Origin of the sequence: Hymenobacter taeanensis (assembly GCF_013137895.1) — a bacterium.
GTDB lineage: Bacteria > Bacteroidota > Bacteroidia > Cytophagales > Hymenobacteraceae > Hymenobacter > Hymenobacter taeanensis.
Genome location: NZ_CP053538.1, coordinates 271,625 through 289,535 on the forward strand (window position 1 = coordinate 271,625; position 17,911 = coordinate 289,535).

Annotated in this window: 17 protein-coding genes; 7 read left to right on the top strand and 10 right to left on the bottom strand. The window is 57.1% G+C overall.

The window, feature by feature from the left end; genetic code table 11:
• The first annotated feature begins 70 nt into the window (after window positions 1–70).
• Entirely contained in the window at window positions 71–403 is a 333-nt protein-coding gene (locus tag HMJ29_RS01180; RefSeq protein ID WP_171589765.1) for a hypothetical protein, read from the top strand.
• 70 nt (window positions 404–473) lie between these two features.
• Here HMJ29_RS01180 and HMJ29_RS01185 read toward each other — a convergent pair whose 3' ends face one another.
• On the bottom strand, window positions 474–983 hold the full coding sequence (locus HMJ29_RS01185) for a DUF4126 family protein (protein ID WP_171589766.1): 510 nt from the start codon (window positions 981–983) through the stop codon (window positions 474–476).
• An 89-nt stretch (window positions 984–1,072) separates the two neighbouring features.
• Window positions 1,073–1,492: a DoxX family protein gene (locus HMJ29_RS01190; RefSeq protein ID WP_171589767.1), complete on the bottom strand. Its 420-nt coding sequence runs from the start codon at window positions 1,490–1,492 to the stop codon at window positions 1,073–1,075.
• Window positions 1,493–1,695: 203 nt separating this feature from the next.
• On the opposite strand from HMJ29_RS01190, the gene HMJ29_RS01195 reads away from it, so the two are divergent.
• Complete coding sequence (locus HMJ29_RS01195; RefSeq protein WP_171589768.1) at window positions 1,696–2,559, top strand: aldo/keto reductase; 864 nt, start codon at window positions 1,696–1,698, stop codon at window positions 2,557–2,559.
• Between the two features lie 128 nt (window positions 2,560–2,687).
• Here HMJ29_RS01195 and HMJ29_RS01200 read toward each other — a convergent pair whose 3' ends face one another.
• The 3 genes from HMJ29_RS01200 to HMJ29_RS01210 form a co-directional block, all read right to left on the bottom strand.
• Complete coding sequence (locus HMJ29_RS01200) at window positions 2,688–4,541, bottom strand: DUF885 domain-containing protein (RefSeq protein WP_171589769.1); 1,854 nt, start codon at window positions 4,539–4,541, stop codon at window positions 2,688–2,690.
• Between the two features lie 189 nt (window positions 4,542–4,730).
• Entirely contained in the window at window positions 4,731–4,919 is a 189-nt protein-coding gene (locus tag HMJ29_RS01205; RefSeq protein ID WP_171589770.1) for a T9SS type A sorting domain-containing protein, read from the bottom strand.
• A gap of 310 nt (window positions 4,920–5,229) precedes the next feature.
• The gene (locus HMJ29_RS01210; protein WP_171589771.1) at window positions 5,230–5,526 is read right to left on the bottom strand and encodes a hypothetical protein; all 297 of its coding nucleotides are present in this window, start codon (window positions 5,524–5,526) and stop codon (window positions 5,230–5,232) included.
• Window positions 5,527–5,761: 235 nt separating this feature from the next.
• Between HMJ29_RS01210 and HMJ29_RS01215 the strand changes: the two genes are divergently transcribed.
• Window positions 5,762–6,478 carry a 3-ketoacyl-ACP reductase gene (locus tag HMJ29_RS01215; protein ID WP_171589772.1) on the top strand — a complete coding sequence of 239 codons (717 nt, stop codon included), beginning with the start codon at window positions 5,762–5,764 and terminating at the stop codon, window positions 6,476–6,478.
• A gap of 214 nt (window positions 6,479–6,692) precedes the next feature.
• The gene (locus HMJ29_RS01220) at window positions 6,693–7,442 is read left to right on the top strand and encodes a superoxide dismutase (protein WP_171589773.1); all 750 of its coding nucleotides are present in this window, start codon (window positions 6,693–6,695) and stop codon (window positions 7,440–7,442) included.
• 239 nt (window positions 7,443–7,681) lie between these two features.
• On the opposite strand, the gene HMJ29_RS01225 is transcribed toward HMJ29_RS01220, so the two are convergent.
• The 5 genes from HMJ29_RS01225 to HMJ29_RS01245 form a co-directional block, all read right to left on the bottom strand.
• Complete coding sequence (locus tag HMJ29_RS01225; RefSeq protein ID WP_171589774.1) at window positions 7,682–9,241, bottom strand: PepSY domain-containing protein; 1,560 nt, start codon at window positions 9,239–9,241, stop codon at window positions 7,682–7,684.
• Between the two features lie 301 nt (window positions 9,242–9,542).
• Entirely contained in the window at window positions 9,543–11,915 is a 2,373-nt protein-coding gene (locus HMJ29_RS01230; protein ID WP_171589775.1) for a TonB-dependent receptor, read from the bottom strand.
• Between the two features lie 108 nt (window positions 11,916–12,023).
• Window positions 12,024–12,407 (bottom strand): hypothetical protein, encoded by a 384-nt coding sequence (locus tag HMJ29_RS01235; RefSeq protein ID WP_171589776.1) that lies wholly within the window; start codon window positions 12,405–12,407, stop codon window positions 12,024–12,026.
• 161 nt (window positions 12,408–12,568) lie between these two features.
• Window positions 12,569–12,877, bottom strand: a complete 309-nt coding sequence (locus HMJ29_RS01240; protein WP_171589777.1) for a glycosyltransferase — start codon at window positions 12,875–12,877, stop codon at window positions 12,569–12,571.
• A 338-nt stretch (window positions 12,878–13,215) separates the two neighbouring features.
• Window positions 13,216–14,481 carry a carboxypeptidase-like regulatory domain-containing protein gene (locus tag HMJ29_RS01245; protein ID WP_171589778.1) on the bottom strand — a complete coding sequence of 422 codons (1,266 nt, stop codon included), beginning with the start codon at window positions 14,479–14,481 and terminating at the stop codon, window positions 13,216–13,218.
• 209 nt (window positions 14,482–14,690) lie between these two features.
• Between HMJ29_RS01245 and HMJ29_RS01250 the strand changes: the two genes are divergently transcribed.
• From HMJ29_RS01250 to HMJ29_RS01260, 3 genes are all read left to right on the top strand, one after another.
• Window positions 14,691–15,704: an alkaline phosphatase D family protein gene (locus HMJ29_RS01250; RefSeq protein WP_171589779.1), complete on the top strand. Its 1,014-nt coding sequence runs from the start codon at window positions 14,691–14,693 to the stop codon at window positions 15,702–15,704.
• A 446-nt stretch (window positions 15,705–16,150) separates the two neighbouring features.
• Window positions 16,151–17,461 (top strand): PAS domain-containing protein, encoded by a 1,311-nt coding sequence (locus HMJ29_RS01255; RefSeq protein WP_171589780.1) that lies wholly within the window; start codon window positions 16,151–16,153, stop codon window positions 17,459–17,461.
• 43 nt (window positions 17,462–17,504) lie between these two features.
• A complete protein-coding gene (locus HMJ29_RS01260; RefSeq protein WP_171589781.1) occupies window positions 17,505–17,876 on the top strand; it encodes a histidine kinase in 372 nt (123 codons plus the stop codon).
• Window positions 17,877–17,911 lie beyond the last annotated feature (35 nt).

Below are 17,911 nucleotides of genomic sequence, written 5' to 3' on the forward strand. Positions count from 1 at the left end.
AAACCCCCGGAGTCCCGTCTTACCTATATTCCCTTTCCTCTTCCTTGCATCTCATCCTATTCTTTCCCTTATGAAACGCGCTCTTTTCCTTCTGCTGGCTACCGGCCTCTTTACTTCACTCACCGCCTGCGACTACAGAAACACCCCCGGCAAAGACCCACAAGTCAGCCAGGACTTTACTGTTTCTACGCCGGCCCGTGCCACCGAAACCAACCGCGACAGCATCAGCCATGGCGATGAGGCCTACACGCCCATCGGCAAAGGCTCCGCTCAAGACCAGCAAACGTCGGCCCAGGCTGGCCTGGAGGGCTCACCCAGCAACCCTGGCTCACCGAATGTTACCGTTCCGGAAGGCAACTCAGAAGTACGAGGCACTGCCCGCAGCAGCCAGTCGGAGGAGTAATTTACCGCCACCTAAAAAGCCCCGTAGCACGTATGCTGCGGGGCTTTTTGCGTGTTAGGGCTGGGCTGCGTTAGAGGGCCCACCGCCGGGGCTGAGGCTGCGCTACGTGGCTGCCCTTGGTGAGGGCCAGCCCAGTGCCCACCGTTAGTAGGTCTTCTAGGCCGCCTACTATACCCCCGGGCAGCCCAGAGCTTTGAGTGGCTTGCTTGCGCAGGAAAAAGCTCAGGTAGCTGCCCGCTACGGCAGCCAGGCTGCCTAGCAATGCGCCATTAAGCAAGCTGCCGTGGTTCACCTTGTAGAGGGTAGCGCCAATCAAGGCACCCGAGGCAATACGCCCGGCCAAGACGCCTGGCGCAATTCTATCGGGCATTTGGGGCAGTTTATCGGCGGCCATCTCGCCAAGGGCCATTACTTTCAGGCCATTGGCTACCAGGGGCTTTTGCAGGTACCGCAACGGTGAGCCTTCGAGAGCCTGCGGATGGTATTTGAGAAGGTTGCTGCTCAGCAGCGCGGGGGCCGTCATGCTCCGGAAGCCCGCCAGGCCGCTCAGGCCAATGGTTTGCCAAAGATGTTTGCTCATGGGTACTAGAAGGAAGTCGATGGAAGAATAGTCTTTCCTTGAACGCAAGCCTTCTTTTAATGGCCGAAGCAGCCCGGCAGAATCTGTAGTTAGTGGCCTAGAGGCGCGTTAGAGCTAACGCGGTCGAGGCAGAGGCGGTTGTGCGGGCTGAGCAGAATGAGCCCCAGCACGAAAATACCGTATATCATTTGGGTGCCCACCGTGTCCCACTGCTCAAGCAGGGCACTGCCAAATACTAGGCTGGTAAGTACCAGCATGGCAGCCGTAAGAGCTGGGCGCGTAAACTGGCCCAGCAAGAGCAGCACACCAATGCCAGCTTCCGCAAACGGGAGCACCGTGGCAAAGGCCTCTACCAGCGGCGCCGGCAGCGGGGAGGCGGCAAACTGCTTCAGCAGCCCCGCCCGAAAGCCCGCCAGCTTAGGCAGCCGCACCAGCCCGTGCACCGTAAAATTGACACCCAACATCAGGCGGCCCAACACAAAGGCCAGCGCAGGAGTAGAAAGCTTCATTAGACTATTTGTATAGAGGAGTTGATGCCTACGCACAGGCGGCCAGCACAGTTGACCCAGGCAATGCTAGGCCTCTACCCAGGCACTACGGTTCCCCGCAGGCCGTGACATTCTTTTGTTTCAGCTGTTATCTACCCCTACCCTCGTATAAGCCTAGTAGCTTTTAAGAACTCGTTCTTTTCTCTAAACACCAACTATTTTTTATGGCTGATCAAACCAACACCTCGTACGCGCCCACCTTTACGCTGGGCGGCGACCTTACCGTTAACCGCATGGGCTACGGCGCTATGCGCATTACCGGCGAGGGCATTTGGGGCCCACCTCAAGACCACGATGAATCCATTAGGGTACTGAAGCGCGCCGTGGAGCTGGGCATCAACTTCATTGACACCGCCGACAGTTACGGCCCCAATGTATCGGAAGAGCTGATTGCCGAAGCCCTCCACCCTTACCGCGCCGGCCTGGTCATTGCTACCAAGGGTGGCCTACTGCGCACCGGCCCCAACCAATGGCCCATCAATGCCCACCCCAACCACCTGCGGGAGGCGCTGGAGGGTAGCCTGAAGCGCCTGAAGCTAGACCAGATTGATTTGTACCAGCTGCACCGCGTAGATCCGGAAGTCCCATTCGAGAAAACCCTGGAGTTTCTGCAGCAGGCACAGAAGGATGGCTTGGTAAAGCACATTGGCCTTTCAGAGGTAAGCGTAGAGCAGATTAAGAAGGCTCAGGAATATGTAAAAGTGGTATCGGTACAGAACATGTACAGCGTAGATAACCGCAAGTGGGAGGCTGAGCTGAAGTACTGCGAGCAGAACGATATGGCTTTTATTCCGTGGTACCCGCTCAACGGGGGGAATACTGAGGCCCTGGGCAAGCTGGAGAAGATTGGCCAGAAGTATGAAGCCAGCAAGCAGCAAATTGCCCTGAGCTGGCTGCTGCACCGCTCGCCCAACATCCTGCTCATTCCGGGTACTTCTAAAGTGAAGCACCTAGAAGAAAACGCAAAAGCCACCTCCATTTCCCTTTCGCAGGAAGACATGGATGCGCTGGAATCATTGAGCAAGTAGCGCGGGGCATGCAGTAGCTCCCGGCAGACTGTACTTGCTGCGCTAGGCTACCTCCGCAAACAACAGCGCCCGAGCGAGGCGGCACTGCCGTTCCACTCGGGCGCTGTTGTGTTAGGTAGGGCTTACGGTTATTTATTAGTAGATGCCCAATTATCCATTTTGCTTTCCAGCACGGAAAGCGGCATTACACCATCCTTGAGCAGCTCATCATGAAAGGCGGCCAGGTTGAAGTGGGCCCGGTGCTGACCGGCATACTTCTCCCGAAGCTTATCGTTGTGGGGGCCGAGCTGCTTGGTGTATTTCTCGCGCAGCTCCCGAATTTTCAAGGCCCCGATTTTGTACGACAGGGCCTGCCCCGGAATAGCCATGTAGCGTTCAATTTCGGCGGTAGCCCCGTCTTCGCTGATGGCCTCATTGTCCATCATGTACTTAATGGCATCCTCGCGGCTCATGTTTTTGCTGTGCATGCCCACGTCAACTACCAAGCGCACGGCACGGTGCATCTCGTCGCCGAGGGCCCCCATGTACTGGTAGGGGTCGGTGTAGAGGCCTAGCTCCTTGCCCAGGCTTTCAGAGTAGAGTGCCCAGCCCTCACCCATGGCCCCGTACCACGCAAAGCGGCGGAACTTGGGCAGGTTGGTATTCTCCTGCTGCAGCGAAATCTGGTAGTGGTGGCCCGGAATGGCTTCGTGCAGGAACAACGACTCCATGCCGGAGGTAACGTTGAATTTGGTCGCATCTACAATTGGAATGTAGAACACTCCTGGCCGAGAGCCATCGGGGGAGCCTTGGTTGTACTCGGCGGAGGCCGAAGCCGCCCGAAACGCCTCCGTCTGCCGAATCTCGAACGGCGTTTTGGGCGTGCGCCCGAACATTTTGGGCAGGTTAGGTGTGATTTTGGCCTGAATATTCCGGAAAGCATTCAGCACTTCTTCCGGCGTTTTGTAGGGCATGAGCTTGGGGTCGGTCTTCAGGTGCTGGAAGAACGCTTTCAGGTCGCCGTTGAAGCCTACCTGCGCCTTTACCTTCTCCATCTCCCCCCGAATGCGGGTTACCTCCCGTAGGCCAGTCTGGTAGATTTCCTCCGGTGTTTTGTCGGTGGTAGTCCAGCTCTTCACGTAGTAACGGTAGATTTCATCGCCGCCGGGCACCCCCGAAATGCCGGTGGTGTTGCGGGCTTTGGGCGCGTACTCGTTCTCCAGAAAGTCGCCGAGCTTCTTGTAGGTGGGCACCAGCTCCTCCATGATGGCCTTCTTGTAGGCCTCGGTGAGGCGCTGCTTATCGGCGGCCGAAATGTCGGCGGGCATGCGCGTGATGGGGCCGTAGAACAAGCTTTTGGTGGGGTCGGTCACCTCCAGGTCGCGCATCTGCGGAATCATCTTGGTTACCAGCGCTTTGGGCAACACCATGCCGGTTTTCATGCCCTGGCGGAAGTTGCCGATGGCCGTGTCAGCCCACACCGTAAAGCCGTGCACGCGGCCCAGCCAGTTCTCGTAATCCTTAGTGGTTTTGAACGGCTGCACCCCCTCGCCCGAGCCGAACTGGCCTAGCGTAATGGGCAAGCCCCAAAACTGCTGGAACGGAATCATCCAGGTGTTCAGCTTCAGGCCCTCCAGCTTGGTTTGCAGGTCATAGCGCAAGATGTTGTAGCTGATCCGGTCGTTCTCGGACAGCGAGGCAGGATCAAACTTCTGCAGGCCGTTGAGGTAGTTTTGGTAGAAAGCACGCAGCTTTTCCCGAAACGCCTTGGTGCCATCGTTGGGTAGCTGGTCGTTGTAGCGGTTGTCGCCCTGGGTAGTGGCGTCGAGGGGGAAGAGCTTGGCATTGTCTTCCCAGTACAGTTCAAACAGCTTGTTAATGTCTTTCACGTCGGCAAGGTTGGTTTCTGCGCTTGCCGCGCCGCCATCGGCAGATTTTTGCTGGTTGCAGGCCGTTGCCAGAAGGGCACTGGCCAACAGGCCGGTCAGGGCTAATTTCTTCATTAACCGTATTTAGTAGAAAGTGAAGCTTGAAGGTAAGTAGCCGGCGCTAAACCTCAACACTCAGCGCTACGCACCCCTGCCCAGAGTGGCCTAGGCCCCAATACCAGCCAACACTGCCCGCTCACTACAAAAAGCCAGTGCCCCGAAACGCATGCGCCGGGGCGCTGGCTTTTAGTATGTATGCCGGGGTTACTCCTGTAGCATTACCCGCCGGCTTATAGTGCCTTGGGTGGTAATAGCCTGCACAATATATACACCGCCACGGGCCTGCTGCCCCAGTGCTACTCTATGGTTAAAGGTACCCGTCTGGCCGGCCGGCAGCTGCTCTGAACGGAGCACGCGGCCCATAGCATCCAGCACCCGGATAGATTGGCACACCGTTGGTCTGCATATCAACGTTAAGCAGAGTCGGGCTGCCATATACGTTCATTTCCTGCTGGGCTAGGCTGCTGTTTACCTGCACGGTTACTACCTGCGAGTAAGCCATGGTGCCATCACGGTCAACCTGGCGCAGGCGGTAATACGTAGTACCCTGCTGCGGAGCCGCATCAATGGCGGTGTAGTTGCGGGTGGAAGAACTATTGCCGGCGGCCTTAACATTTACTATCTTCTGGAAGGACTTTCCATCAACGGAGCGCTCTACGTCAAACGAAGCCGAGTTTAGCTCAGTAGCCGTAGCCCAGTTCAGCTACACCTTGCCGCCTTGGTTGCGGGCAGTAAAACTTACCAGTTGCACTGGCAGTGGGCTAGCACAACCATTGGCCGTTACAAACTCCATGGCATACGGGTTGCACTCCAGGTTTTTGATGTCGCCGAGGCTGCAATCGGAGCTTTCGCCCTTAATACACACTTGTAAGCCGGCATCAAATAAGTCTTTCACAAGGCTTTGGCCGTTGCCAACCGTCATTACGGCAGCCACTGATAGCTGCTTGCCCGGAACCGAAGCTAACAGTACGGCTTGGCTGGTCCTCAACCAGCGAGCCACAGGAACCAGCGGTTAGTATAACATCTTCACCGGCCATAGTACAGTCTTGATTTAGCATCACGACTGAGTTGATAACTATGACTTTGTTGGGAGTCTTCTGTGCTCTTAAACCGTGGCTGGAAGTCCTGCCGTTTGCCTAAAAACCAGACTTTGGCATAATCAAGAGTGAGAATTTCGTAACCGAATTGGCCTGGCAGGGTTATACAGCCACACCCCTTGGTTAATAACGCATTATATGAACTCACTCACTGGCAAAAGCGCTCTGGTAACGGGAGCAGGAAAAGGTATCGGACGAGCTATAGCGGTAGCATTGGCGCAGGAAGGCGTGAACGTAGCCCTGCTGGCCCGCACTGAAAGTCAGCTGCGCGAAGTAGCTCAGGAAATTGAAGCCTTGGGCGTGAAGGCCGTAGTTCTCGCCGCCGACATTGCCGACCGCGCCTCCGTGGAAGCCGCCGTTAGTAAAGCACAAGCCGAGCTGGGCGACCTGGATATTCTCATCAACAACGCTGGCATCGGCACCTTCGCCAAGCTCGTAGACATGGACCCGGCGGAGTGGGAGAAGATTATTCAGGTAAACCTGCTGGGCACGTACTACGCCACCCGCGCCGTACTGCCCCAAATGATTGCCCGCGAAACCGGCGACATTATCAATATTGCCTCTACGGCCGGGCAGCGGGGCGCTGCTACCACCAGCGCCTATAGTGCTTCCAAGTTTGCCATTCTGGGCCTCACGGAGTCGTTGATGCAGGAGGTGCGCAAGCATAACATCCGCGTTTCGGCCCTTACGCCCAGCACTGTAGCTACTGAACTGGCCATCAGCAACAAGCTCACCGACGGCAACCCCGATAAGGTGATGCAGCCCGAAGACCTGGCAGAATTCATCATCTCCCAGCTTAAGCTCAACCGCCGCATCTTCATTAAAGAAGCCGGCATGTGGAGCACCAATCCGTAATTAGGCAATTAACAAGTAGTAATGAGCCGTGAACAATGAGTAAGGCCGTGTAGAGCACGTGAATTGTTCATTGCTCACTGCTCATTACTACGTGCTTATTGCTCCCAAGCGCAACCGCAGGCCGCTAGTATAGGTACAACCCTTACCTTGCGACTGGTATCTTATTTGCCTGGTTGCCTTCGTTTATCTTCCCTTCCATCCTTCCCATACGATCATGCTGAAGCGAGATTTCCTGAAAAACGGCCTACTGACGCTGGTGGGCGCCCTCGTGAGCCCTGCCTTGCTGGCGGCCGCGCACGAAGAGAAACTACTGCGCGAGGCCCGGGCTACGCCCATTGCCGATGGCCCCTTCACGCTGCCCGCCCTCCCCTACGCTTTTAATGCTCTGGAGCCGCACATTGATGCCAAGACGATGGAAATTCATCATGATGCGCACCACAAAGGCTACGTGTCTAAGCTTAACGACGCTGTATCTGGCAAGCCGGAAGAAAAGCTGAGCCTGGCCCAGCTGCTGGCTTCGGCCAGCAAGCAGCCTGATGCTATTCGGAACAACTCTGGCGGCCACTGGAATCACTCCTTCTTCTGGCTGCTCATGACTCCCAAAGGCGGCGGACAGCCAACAGGCGCTCTGGCCTCAGCTATCAACAAGGACTTTGGGAGCTACGAGAAGTTTCAGGAGGAATTCACGAAGGCCGCTTCCGGCCGTTTTGGCTCTGGCTGGGCCTGGCTGATTCATGACAAGCAGTCGGGTAAGCTGGCTGTTACCTCCACCCCCAACCAAGACAACCCTCTAATGGATTTGCCCGGCATTCAGCGCGGCACCCCGCTGCTGGGCCTTGATGTGTGGGAGCACGCCTACTACCTCAAGTATCAGAATAAGCGCCCCGACTACATCAAGGCATTCTATAATGTCATCAATTGGGCTGAAGTAAATCGTCGTTACGACGAAGCCCGCAAAGGGTAAGCTTACCAGCGCACAAAGCAAAAGGCCGCTCCAAACTACTTGGAGCGGCCTTTTGCTTTGCCGGCTCGTTCTGGCGGGCCCTCCCTCAGCCTCCTATTCTCTCCAGTAAAGGAGGAGCCAACTGTCAGCAGACGGCTCTAGCCTAGCATACCATTCAAAACCTACTGACCTGAAATCGTCAGCCTCCCCTTCTCTTCTTTCAAAGGAGGGGCCGGGGGTGAGGCGCTCCGCTAGGCCTCTTACTTCACCTTTACAAACAGCCACAAGCCTAGCAACGCCACCACCAGCACACCCAGTGCCGAAAGCATGGTTACAATGTCGCGGATGTCTTTGCCGGCGGCGGTGCCGATGACGTGGAACTTGTGCAGGAAGGCAAAACTGAGGCCCTCGTAACGGTCAGCATTTTCGATGCGGGCGGCCAGGCGGCCGGTAACGGGCTCTACGTAGAGTGTAGTTTGCGCGGGAGTGTGGTAGGCCACTTTCACCACGGGCAGGCGCTTGTTGATGAAGCCATATTCACCTTCGAAATGGTCGATTAGCTCCGTTTTCTCGATGGCTGGCATCTTTACAGTACCGCTGGCCTCTCTCAAAAACGCGCTGGCCAGGGCGCGGGCGTGCCGGGTAGCTCCATCGGGCAGCAGCTCGCCGGTAACGGCACTGTAGTAGGCCACTGACTGAGGCTTAACCGCTTCAATGGGCTGGCCGGTGCTACCCCCTGCAGTTACACTATTGGCGGTTTCATCGTTGATGGGCAAAAGAAATACCTGGTAGTATACTTGCCCCTCAAACTCCGCCAGCGCCACGTTCTGCACCGTTTTCCATTGGAGTGGCAGGGCCGTGAGGTCAACCTGCAACTGGCCCAGCGGTATGGCGGGGGCGTGCTGATAGCGCAGCCGGTCGTCGGGGTGCAGCTTGAGGTAAACGTGAAAGGCCCCGCTGCCGGCGAAGGTGAACGTGACAAATGCCACAGCCAGCCCCACCTGCCGGTGGTACTTCCGCAACCACCCCAGGTTGTCTTGCGCGCTACGGGGTTTGCGGAAGCGCTTCCACATAAACCCATATAGCACCAGGCCACTAAGGGTGGAGGCCAGGATGATGGTTAACAGCCCCAGCATAATCAGGACCCGAAACGTGTTGCTGCCCACTAGCTCCAGAAACGACCAGTTGTGTAGCAGGTCAAACACCCGGATGAAAGCCCTGCGGGTGTGGTTGTTGAATGTGGCCATGCGAGCCGGCATTGTCTCCACGTACACCGTTAGGCCATCGGGCCGGTCAAACGTAATCTTCCAGACTGGCAGCAGGCGGTTCACGAACTTGTATTCCCCATTGAAAGCCGTTAACCGCTCAGCGGAGGCCACTTGTGCGGCAGTGTCCTGCGCAAAGTAGCGGGCCAGCTGCTCAGCGTATTGCCGGTCGGCGGTGGTGGGTAGTGCTAGGCCAGTAGCGGCGCTGAAGTAGCGCAGCACGGCCGTTGGAGATTCAACTAACACTTGGTAAGCTGGCTGCCCCTTCCAGCGCACCAGCCGCACGTTGCGCAGACTAGGTACGTGGTTCTGGCGCAACACCTGCCCCAACGGCACCGTGAGGCGTGGAGCGGGCACCGGCACCAGAAACTCCCGCGCAATTTTTGGCCTAAACCAGTTACTCATCAGGGGGTGAGTCAACCCACTCAGGGTCCAGAAAATGACGGGTATCACCGTAAGAATGCCTATGATACGGTGCCAGCGGTACATATTGCGCTGCACCATACGCCGGATGGGGCCGGGCTGGGCGGCAGGCGCCTGGGTAGTGGTTTGCATGGAGTGAGTAATAGTTGGGAGGCCAGCGTGGTAGCCCACTCTCTTGAAGTATGCGAGGCTGAGAAGCAACAGAAGTGGCCTAGGGGTCTAGGAAGGAACATTCGGCTGCGCTCAGCAGGACGTTCTAGGAGAATCGTTGAGACGTGGCCTTATCTAGGCTTTATGGGCAGCACGCGCAAGGCGTCGGCGGTGCTCAGCACGATGTTCTTTCATTATTTGAAAGCCTTGCTGTCTACGTAGCCTAGGCCACTCAACTACTCCAACCCCTCCTTATCTAAGAAGGTGAGCTAGGTTCTGGCCGCTATTTTTTGCCGATGAAATTGTATTGCACGCCGGCCGTGAAGGTGCGGGGGGCACCGGGGGTGTAGGTGGTGCGGTCGGTGCGGGCGTTGCCACGGGTGGCGGCGGTAGCGTAGAGCTCGTTAGTGGCGTTGAGCAAGTTCACGAATACCTCCAGGGTTTCGTGCCAGCTGTAGCCGGTGCGCACGTTAAGCACGCTCACGCCCCGGACTCCAAACAGGCCTTTATCGTTATACTGCACGCGGTTTACCTGGTCTTGGTACCAGCTGCTGATGCGCTGATACTCGCCAGCTATCCGGAAGCCGGGTAGCCATTGGGGCTTGTAGGTTAGCTCGGTATTGGCTACCCAGCGCGGCGCCTGGGGCATGTCTTTGCCGTTTACGTTCTGCACTGCATCAGTCTGGTTAGCGCTGAGCTGGAAATCCTCAAACCGATGCACGGCATTAGTACCGCCGAAGCGGAAGAGCAGCTCGGCCGTAGGCTTGTAAGTGAGGCCGTACTCAATGCCGCGATGCAGAGTTTTGCCAGCGCTTTGGTAGTCGGTGGAGTTATCGGGCTGCCGGATGCTGAGCAGCTCATTGCGGCCGTCCAACTGGTACAGGGCCACATCTACGTACACCTTATTGTTTAGCACTGAGGCCCAACCCCCAATTTCGCGGTTGAAGAAATGGGCCGGTTTCAGGTTGTAGTAAAACTCAGAGGGGGCACCGGCGGGCGTGTTGGGCCGCTTCCGGAAAATGGCCGTGAGGCCCGGCGGCGAAAAGCCCTGGCTATAATTGGCGTACAGCCCGCGCCCGTGGCCCAGGTCATACGTCAGCCCGATTTTGGGCGTGGCCTGCTGGAAGGTTTTGTTGCCGCTTGACTGGTCGAGGTAGTTGTTATAGTCAAACGACAGCCTATCAAACCGCCCTCCCAGCGTGAGCTGCAGGTGCTCTAGGGGGTGCACATCCAGCTGCGCGTACACCGCCGAGTTGAGCAGGTCGGTGTCGTAATGGGCAATGGGCAGATCGGGCCGGTCAGCCGTCACGGTGTAGCGCTCCACCGACTTCCTATCGGCCCGCAACTGAGCCGTGAGGTCAAGCTGATGGGCATTGTACTGGGTGGGCGAGTAGTCGAAGCTGGTGCCCGTCAGCAGCCTCGACTTCAGCCACCCGAGTTGTACGCTGTGCTGGGCCAGCACACCATAGCTCTTAAACTGGCTCTCGTTGATTTCGCCGGTGGCCGTGCTGGCTCCCGACCGCCACCGAATGCCATACGTGGGGTTCTGCCCGATGCTGTTATCCCGGAAGAAGGCTGTGAGCGTGGTTTGATTGCGCGCATTCCACTGCTGCTCGGCAGTAAGGCGGGCCCGTAGGGCGTAGGTTTTGCGGTAAGTAAAATTGGAGGTGCTGGAGTACTCGCGGCGGTAGTAGGCCACGCTGTCCACGGCGCTGCTGGTTTGGGAGTCGTAGTCGTTGTACGAAGCCGCGGCAGTGAGGCGGGTTTTATCCGACAGTGCATATTCCACCCGGCCGTTCACCGATACCTTGTCGTAGTCGGAGCTGGCGGCCCAGCCGTTGCGCTGCCGGGCTACATAGCCACCTACGTAGGCCCCCAGCTTCGGGGTGGCCATGCCCCCGCCCCCAAACTGCAGGCGCCGGTAGCCGTACTGGTCGGCCTGCACGCCCACGCTGGCGGTGGGCACGCTGGTGGGCCGCTTGGTGAGCACGTTAATGGCCCCGCCTACCGCCTCGGGCCCGTACAGCGAAGAAGCCGGCCCCTTCACTACCTCAATAGAATTAATAGCCAACGGGTTGGTTTCGAGCAGTGCATTGTGGTTGAACACGCCCATGGGCCGCAGCGGAATACCATCTTCTAGGTACAGAAAGTACGCCGAGGTGCCGAAGGGCTGCCGAATGCCCATGGCGTGCTGCTCGTTGCCGTAGTTGAGCATTACTACCCCCGGCACCTTATTTATCAGCTCCGTCAGCAGCGTAGGCTTAGTGTCCTGAATGACGGTGGGCGAGAGTTTAGAAATGGCCACCGGAGCATCGGTGCGCAGCTGGGCCTCACGGCTGGCGGTTACCACCACGGTTTGCAGGTCTTCCACGGCCGGCTTCAGCGCCACCCGTAGGCCACTGCTTTCGGCCGGCACGGCTACGGTAAACGGTTTATAACCCACCGCCGAAACCACTAGCTGGTTGGTTTCGGTGGCAAGCGAGAACTGGCCGTTAGCGTTGGTAACGGTTCCGAGCTGGGCATTGGGGGTGCGCACGGTGGCACCCACCAGGGGTTCTTTGGTGGTAGCGTCGAACACGCGGCCCGTGAGGGTACGCTGTGCCCACGCTGCCTGGCTCACCACGAGAGCCAGGGGCAGCAATACATGTTTCTTCACTGAAAGAAGGCTGATTGTACGGCAGGCCGCACCCGCTTCTGCTCGCCCAAAAAGGCAACACGAAGCCGGGCCGCTAGGCCTGTCAGATTCCGAGAAAGCGGGGTATAATCAGCCCTGCGCGGGCGGGTAGTCGGGGCCGGGTTGGTCCCAGGCATAGTGGCCTACGCGAAAGGCGGCGTAGCGCGTAGCCTCCGGGAAGGCAGTTGGTGGTGTAAGGCGCAGGGGCACTATAGCTGCGCAAAACAGGGTGAGGGTTTCCTGGGCGGCCTGCTTGCTACCAGTTTGCTGCTTCTGTTCCCGCTCCTCCTGAGCTTTCAACTCTTTGCGCAGATGGCAGCGGCCATTACACTTCAGCTGTGGCTTGTCGCGGTTGATACAGAGCACCCGCGCAATGTAGTCTTGGTTTAGCCACCAGCCTGCCACAATGCCAAACCGCCCGGTGCACTGCACCATGAGCGAGCAAAGCAGCAGAATAGCAACGGCTTGGCGCATAAAGCGGGTAACTGGAAGAGCTAGGCCTGCTGGCCGCTCCGCTGCAAAGAAACATCCTGCACAGTGCGCAGCCAACTTTATTCTTCGTTTACGGCTGTTTCAGGTTAGAAAGTTATAGTAGCGCTTGGCGGCATGGAGCCTAACCGACAAGCAATCCGAACTTAAGGCACTGACTGCGAGAGTGCCTTTTTATACAGGTTAATCAATTGGGGCTTAATAACATCCGGATGAAACTCCTGCTCATAGCAGCGGCGCGCGTTTTCAGCCATGGCAACATACTCCGTTGGCGGTAACGAGAAGAGTGTATCTAGGGCCTGCGCGGCTTCTTCGGGAGAGCTTACAGCAAAGCCCGCGCCGTACGCCCTGATTTTACTATGAATAGGCACCTGAGTTGAAATGACTACCGGCGTCTGGCAAGCCAACGCCTGTGCAATACTCAACCCAAAACCTTCTGAGCGGGACAACTGCATATACACTTTTGACTCAACCAGAATTTTATTTCGGTCAGCCTCCGATGCCCTCCTGTGTCTCTACTCCCCTTATACGCAGAACTTTCCTCCCACTCTTAATGATGCAGGGTTGTGCCACGGTATTGATAGACTGCTTTCGCCGTTCTTCCTCCAGCAAGCAGGCCTCGGCCATTGCTGGCCACGTTGCCGTGTGCAGATCACAAGCTCCACTGCATGGCCAGCGCAACGCTTATTTACTGGGCCTAGTACGCACACTATGTATAAACCTACTGCCAATACCTCATAAAAAAGCCTTCCGCTACTGCAGAAGGCTTTTTTATGAGGTAGTTCATGAGTGCTTAGCGGGCTGGCCTAGCGGGCGCAGGCTTTACCATGGTGCCAAACGCGCCTTTCTTTTCGAAGGCAGCAATTACTTCGTCTTCCACGGGAGTACGGCGCACTACGGGGTTGTTAGCCCAAAACTCCGGGTCGTACTTGATGCTGCGGATTGCGGCCAAGTCACGGTCTTGCAGGCTTACGCGAGCGTACGGAATGTTGGTAGGCGTGGTGTTGGTGTCATAGAAGAACGTAAACGACGACACATTGAGCGGAGTCACGTCTTTGCCGCTCACCAGGTTAGCGGTCAGGTTGGTCTTCATGTACTCTAGCGGGGCTACTTCGCCCTCGGTATTCTGAAAACTCATTTCAATATCGAGCTGGGTATCGCGGAACTTCTGGCTGGGGTTGCTGGTGCTACCCGTAAAGTTGGGCGTGGTCATGCGGTAGCGTACCACCCGGTAGGTGTCGGTGTCAATCCAGATAGTACCTTCCGACTTATACTTGGTCAGCTCAGGACGGGTGTTGAAGTCGATTTCGGCAATGCCGCCCTTCGTGGAGTCGGCGCCCGCCACAATGCCTTTCAGCTCCAGCTCGTAGTTCTTTACCACGTTGGGACTCAGTAGCGCCAACGACCTGGTAGTGTCGGCGCTGGGGTCGAAGAGGCCGTAGGATTTCGTGTAGAGCGAGAAGTTGCTAAAGTTGGTAATAGCCTGCTTGCCGGCGTAGCGGCCCTGGGCAATAGCGGTGCCCTCAATGCGGGCATTATTAGACTTCACGTTCCACACCACCTCCTGCAGCTCCGTGGGCTCATTATCAATGCGGGTGGTTTGGCGGTAAAAGGCCTTGCCGTAGTACTTGCGGCGGTAGTTGCGCTCCATATTCCGGTAGGCCCGGTCAACGAGCTGAAAAGGGTAGCTGCCTACTTTCACCTCGGGCAGCACAATAGAGGCCGACCCCAGCGCAATTTCAATAGCTTGGGTAGCGCTGGTAATGCGCAGCGTGTCGCGCACGTGGCCTAGCTCCGAGGCCAGTAGAATTACGGGCAGCTTGGCTACTTTCAGCGTGAACTCCCCCTCCAGGTTGGTGGCGGTACCGTTGCCGGTGCCCTGCACGGCCACGCTGGCGAAAGGCAGGCGTTCTTTGGTATCTTTATCAATCACAACGCCTTTAAGCTGCACCTGGGCTTGGGCCACGGGTGCCAGCAGCACCCCCGATAGCAGTAAAAACACCGGCAGCAGCCAGCTACGGAACAAAATACGTGTGGGGAGTTGGGCAGTTGAGTGCAAAACGGCCTGGTAGTTAAAGGATGAAACGGGTAACCCAACGATATAACGCCCGTTGGAGCCAGAGGCATATACCCCGCTTGCAAAAGTAAGGCCGTAGTGTGGTAAAGCCTGTGGTTTTCTGGTTAAGAGTAGTCTAGGCCTCTATATTTCACCAATTGATAACGTGGGCTTCTCCTACTCACTGACACCGTAGCCCGCATCTTTGCCGCATGAAAAAGCCTTTGACTTTACTGCTGTGCCTGTTTCTGAGTAGCCAATGGGCCGCCGCCCAAACACCTAAGCAGGAGCTGCGAATTGCGTTTGGCTCCTGCAACCGCCACGACCTGCCCCAACCCCTCTGGGACGATATTGCCCGCGACCAACCCAACATCTGGATCTGGCTCGGCGACAACATTTACGGCGACTCCGATGATCCTGCCGTATTGCGCGCCAAGTACGACGCCGAGTTCAACCAGCCTGGCTACCGCCATCTGCGCGAACAAGGCGTGAAGATCATTGGCACCTGGGACGACCACGATTACGGCCGCAACGACGGCGACAAAAACTACCCCTTCAAAGCCCAAAACCAGCAGCTTGCCCTTGATTTTCTGCAGGAGCCAGCCGATAGCCCGCGCCGGAAGCAGGAGGGTATTTATGCTGCCTATACCTATCAGGTTGGCCGCAAAAAGGTAAAAGTACTACTGCTCGATGACCGATCTTTTCAGGATACCCTCTACCGCGACGCTCAGCAGGTATACCATCCTAACCTCACCGGCGACATCCTCGGCGAAGCGCAATGGCATTGGCTTGAGCAGCAGCTCCAGCACTCCGATGCCGATGCGCACATCATTGCCTCGGGCATTCAGTTTTTACCCCAGGAGCACCGCTTCGAGAAGTGGGCCAACTTTCCGGTGGCTCGACAGCGCCTGCTGCAGCTGCTGGCGTCCAGCCAGGCAAAGGGAGTACTGCTTATCAGCGGCGACCGGCACGTTGGCGAGATTTCTAAAATGATGGTTCCGGGAGTGGCCTACCCAGTATACGAGGTTACTTCCAGCGGCCTCACCCACCCGGCCACCCATAACACCGGCGAGCCAAACCAATACCGGTTGGGGCCATTAGTTAATGAGAAGCACTACGCGTTGTTCCGGTTTCGGCAGCGCCGCCGCAAGCTTCTGGTCTCGGCCTCCCTGCGCGGAGATGATGGCCAAGTATTCTTCACGCAGGAGATAGAGCTTCCGCAGTAAGTAGCAGTGGCCTATCTGGGCCCAATTATTTCTTCGCCCGCTGCCCATTAATGGTAGCGAGCAGTCGCGGAGAAGCGCCACGGCTGGCATGAGCTACCGCTTCCTGAGGCGTAGCACCAGGCAGCCCGACGCTACGCTTCCCGGTTAGACAGCTTAAAAACGAGGCAACCTGCTAGCTGCTGGCACAACTCCTGAGCTCTAATTAGTAGTGCCTAGTGCCCAGTGAGGCCGGCAACAGAGTATCGGAGTGGTCTCAAACAGGCGTTGGTAAGCTGCTGTGTTGGCTGTCGGTATGAGCGTGAGGCTGGCAGGACGGGTAAAGCCAGAGCTGGCACTTTTCCCTTTGCATCGCGCACCAGCCGCCTTTCAGGCATAGGGCAAGGCCGGAAGCTGGCCAGACGCGGCTGTCCTGCGTATATTGTGCACTACTTTCCTAACCTACCCTAATGATTCCACCCCTATCTGCACCTGGCACGTTTTACTCTCTTTGGCAGCTGCCTGAGCACTACCTGCTTATGGCACCGGATTTTACCATTCTTGATGCCAGCGACCTGTACTTGCAGGTTACGTTTAAGCAACGGGAGCAAATTGTAGGGCGCAACGTATTTGATGTCTTTCCGCCCGCCGCCCAAAACGATTGGCAGGTTTTTACGGATTCGCTGGAGTTTGTGCGCACCCACGGCAAGCCGCACACCATGCCCCGCATCCGCTATGATATGCAGCGCCAGGCGGCAGAGGGCGGCGGCATGGAGGAGCGGTACTGGCAAACCACCAACTTTCCGCAGCTTGATGGTCAAGGGCAGCTGCAGGCCATCTTGTTGCGCACCAGTGATATTACAGAGCAGTACCAGGCTGAGCAACAGGCCCGCACTATGCAGCGTGATCTGCAGGAAAGCCAGGCGCGTTCTTCCTTCATTCTAGAAGCTCTGCCCGTGATGGTATGGACCACCCGGCCCGATGGCTACTCTGAGTACTTCAACCACAGCTGGCTTTCATTTACGGGCCGCCGCATGGAGCAGGAAACGGCATTTGGCTGGCTGGAAGGTGTACATCCCGATGACCGGCCCGCAGCCGAAGCTGCCTGGCGACAGGCCTACGAATCGGGCGAAAACTACCAGACCGAGTACCGCCTGCGCAGCGCCGACGGCGACTACCGCTGGGTGCTGGCCCGTGGCATTCCGCGCCGTAATGCAGATGGACAGGTAAGCATGTGGGTAGGCTGTTCCATTGATATTCACGACCAGAAGCAGCTGGTGGTTGAACTGCTGCAGGCCAATGAAGAGCAGGCAGCTTTATCAGATCAGGCCTACCAGGCTTTCCAACTGTCGCAGAGCCAGCGCGAGACCTTCTACTCTTTGCTCATGCAAGCTCCGGCCCTGATTTCAGTGGTGCGCGGCCCTCAGTACTTGTTTGAATTTGTTAACCCACCCTACTACGAGCTGTTTGCCACCGATGAGCTTATCGGCCGGACCGTGCTGGAGGTAGTACCTGAGGCGAAAGAGCAAGGTTTTATTGCCTTGCTTGACCAGGTTTATCAGACCGGGGAGCCGTTCTACGGCAAGCAGATGCCCCTGCAACTGCACCGCCGTGCGACTGGCCAACGTGAAACGCGCTACTTTGATTTTACCTACCAAGCGCTACGCGAAAACGGTGAAATTGTGGGCATCTTTAGTTTCGCCTTTGATGTCACCGAGCTGGTGCAGGCCCGCCAGCAACTGGAGTCACAAACGCCACCTTCGGCCTCAAGTGCTTCCTGAGTAAGATGATGTACCCTATACTCTTGTGCAAGAAGCTTACTCGATGGATATAAACACCCTTGATTTTCAACAGGTCCGCATCAAGCATATCCTGTTTAAGTCGCAGTTGCGCTCAGTGCTCTATGGGGTGCGTGAGCCAGATGCGGCCCTGTTTCTTCCCCAGGGCAATGCCCTTGGTCAATGGCTCACGGGGGTTGTTAAGCCTAAATTCCCTAACCGCCTGGAGATTGTAGAAGCAGAACGCCTGCTTCGGCAACTGCTCAACACCGGTAGTGAGCTTGTAGCTCAGTACCAACGCGGCCAGATTGATGAAGCCCGCCGGGGCATGACGCAAATTGACCGCCTCGGCGACCAGCTCATAACTCAACTGGAAAAGCTGGCCCCGCCAGCCGGAACCTACGCTGGAGCAGCCTAATTGGCATCCGCCTGGTAACCGGTTAGGCAGATTCC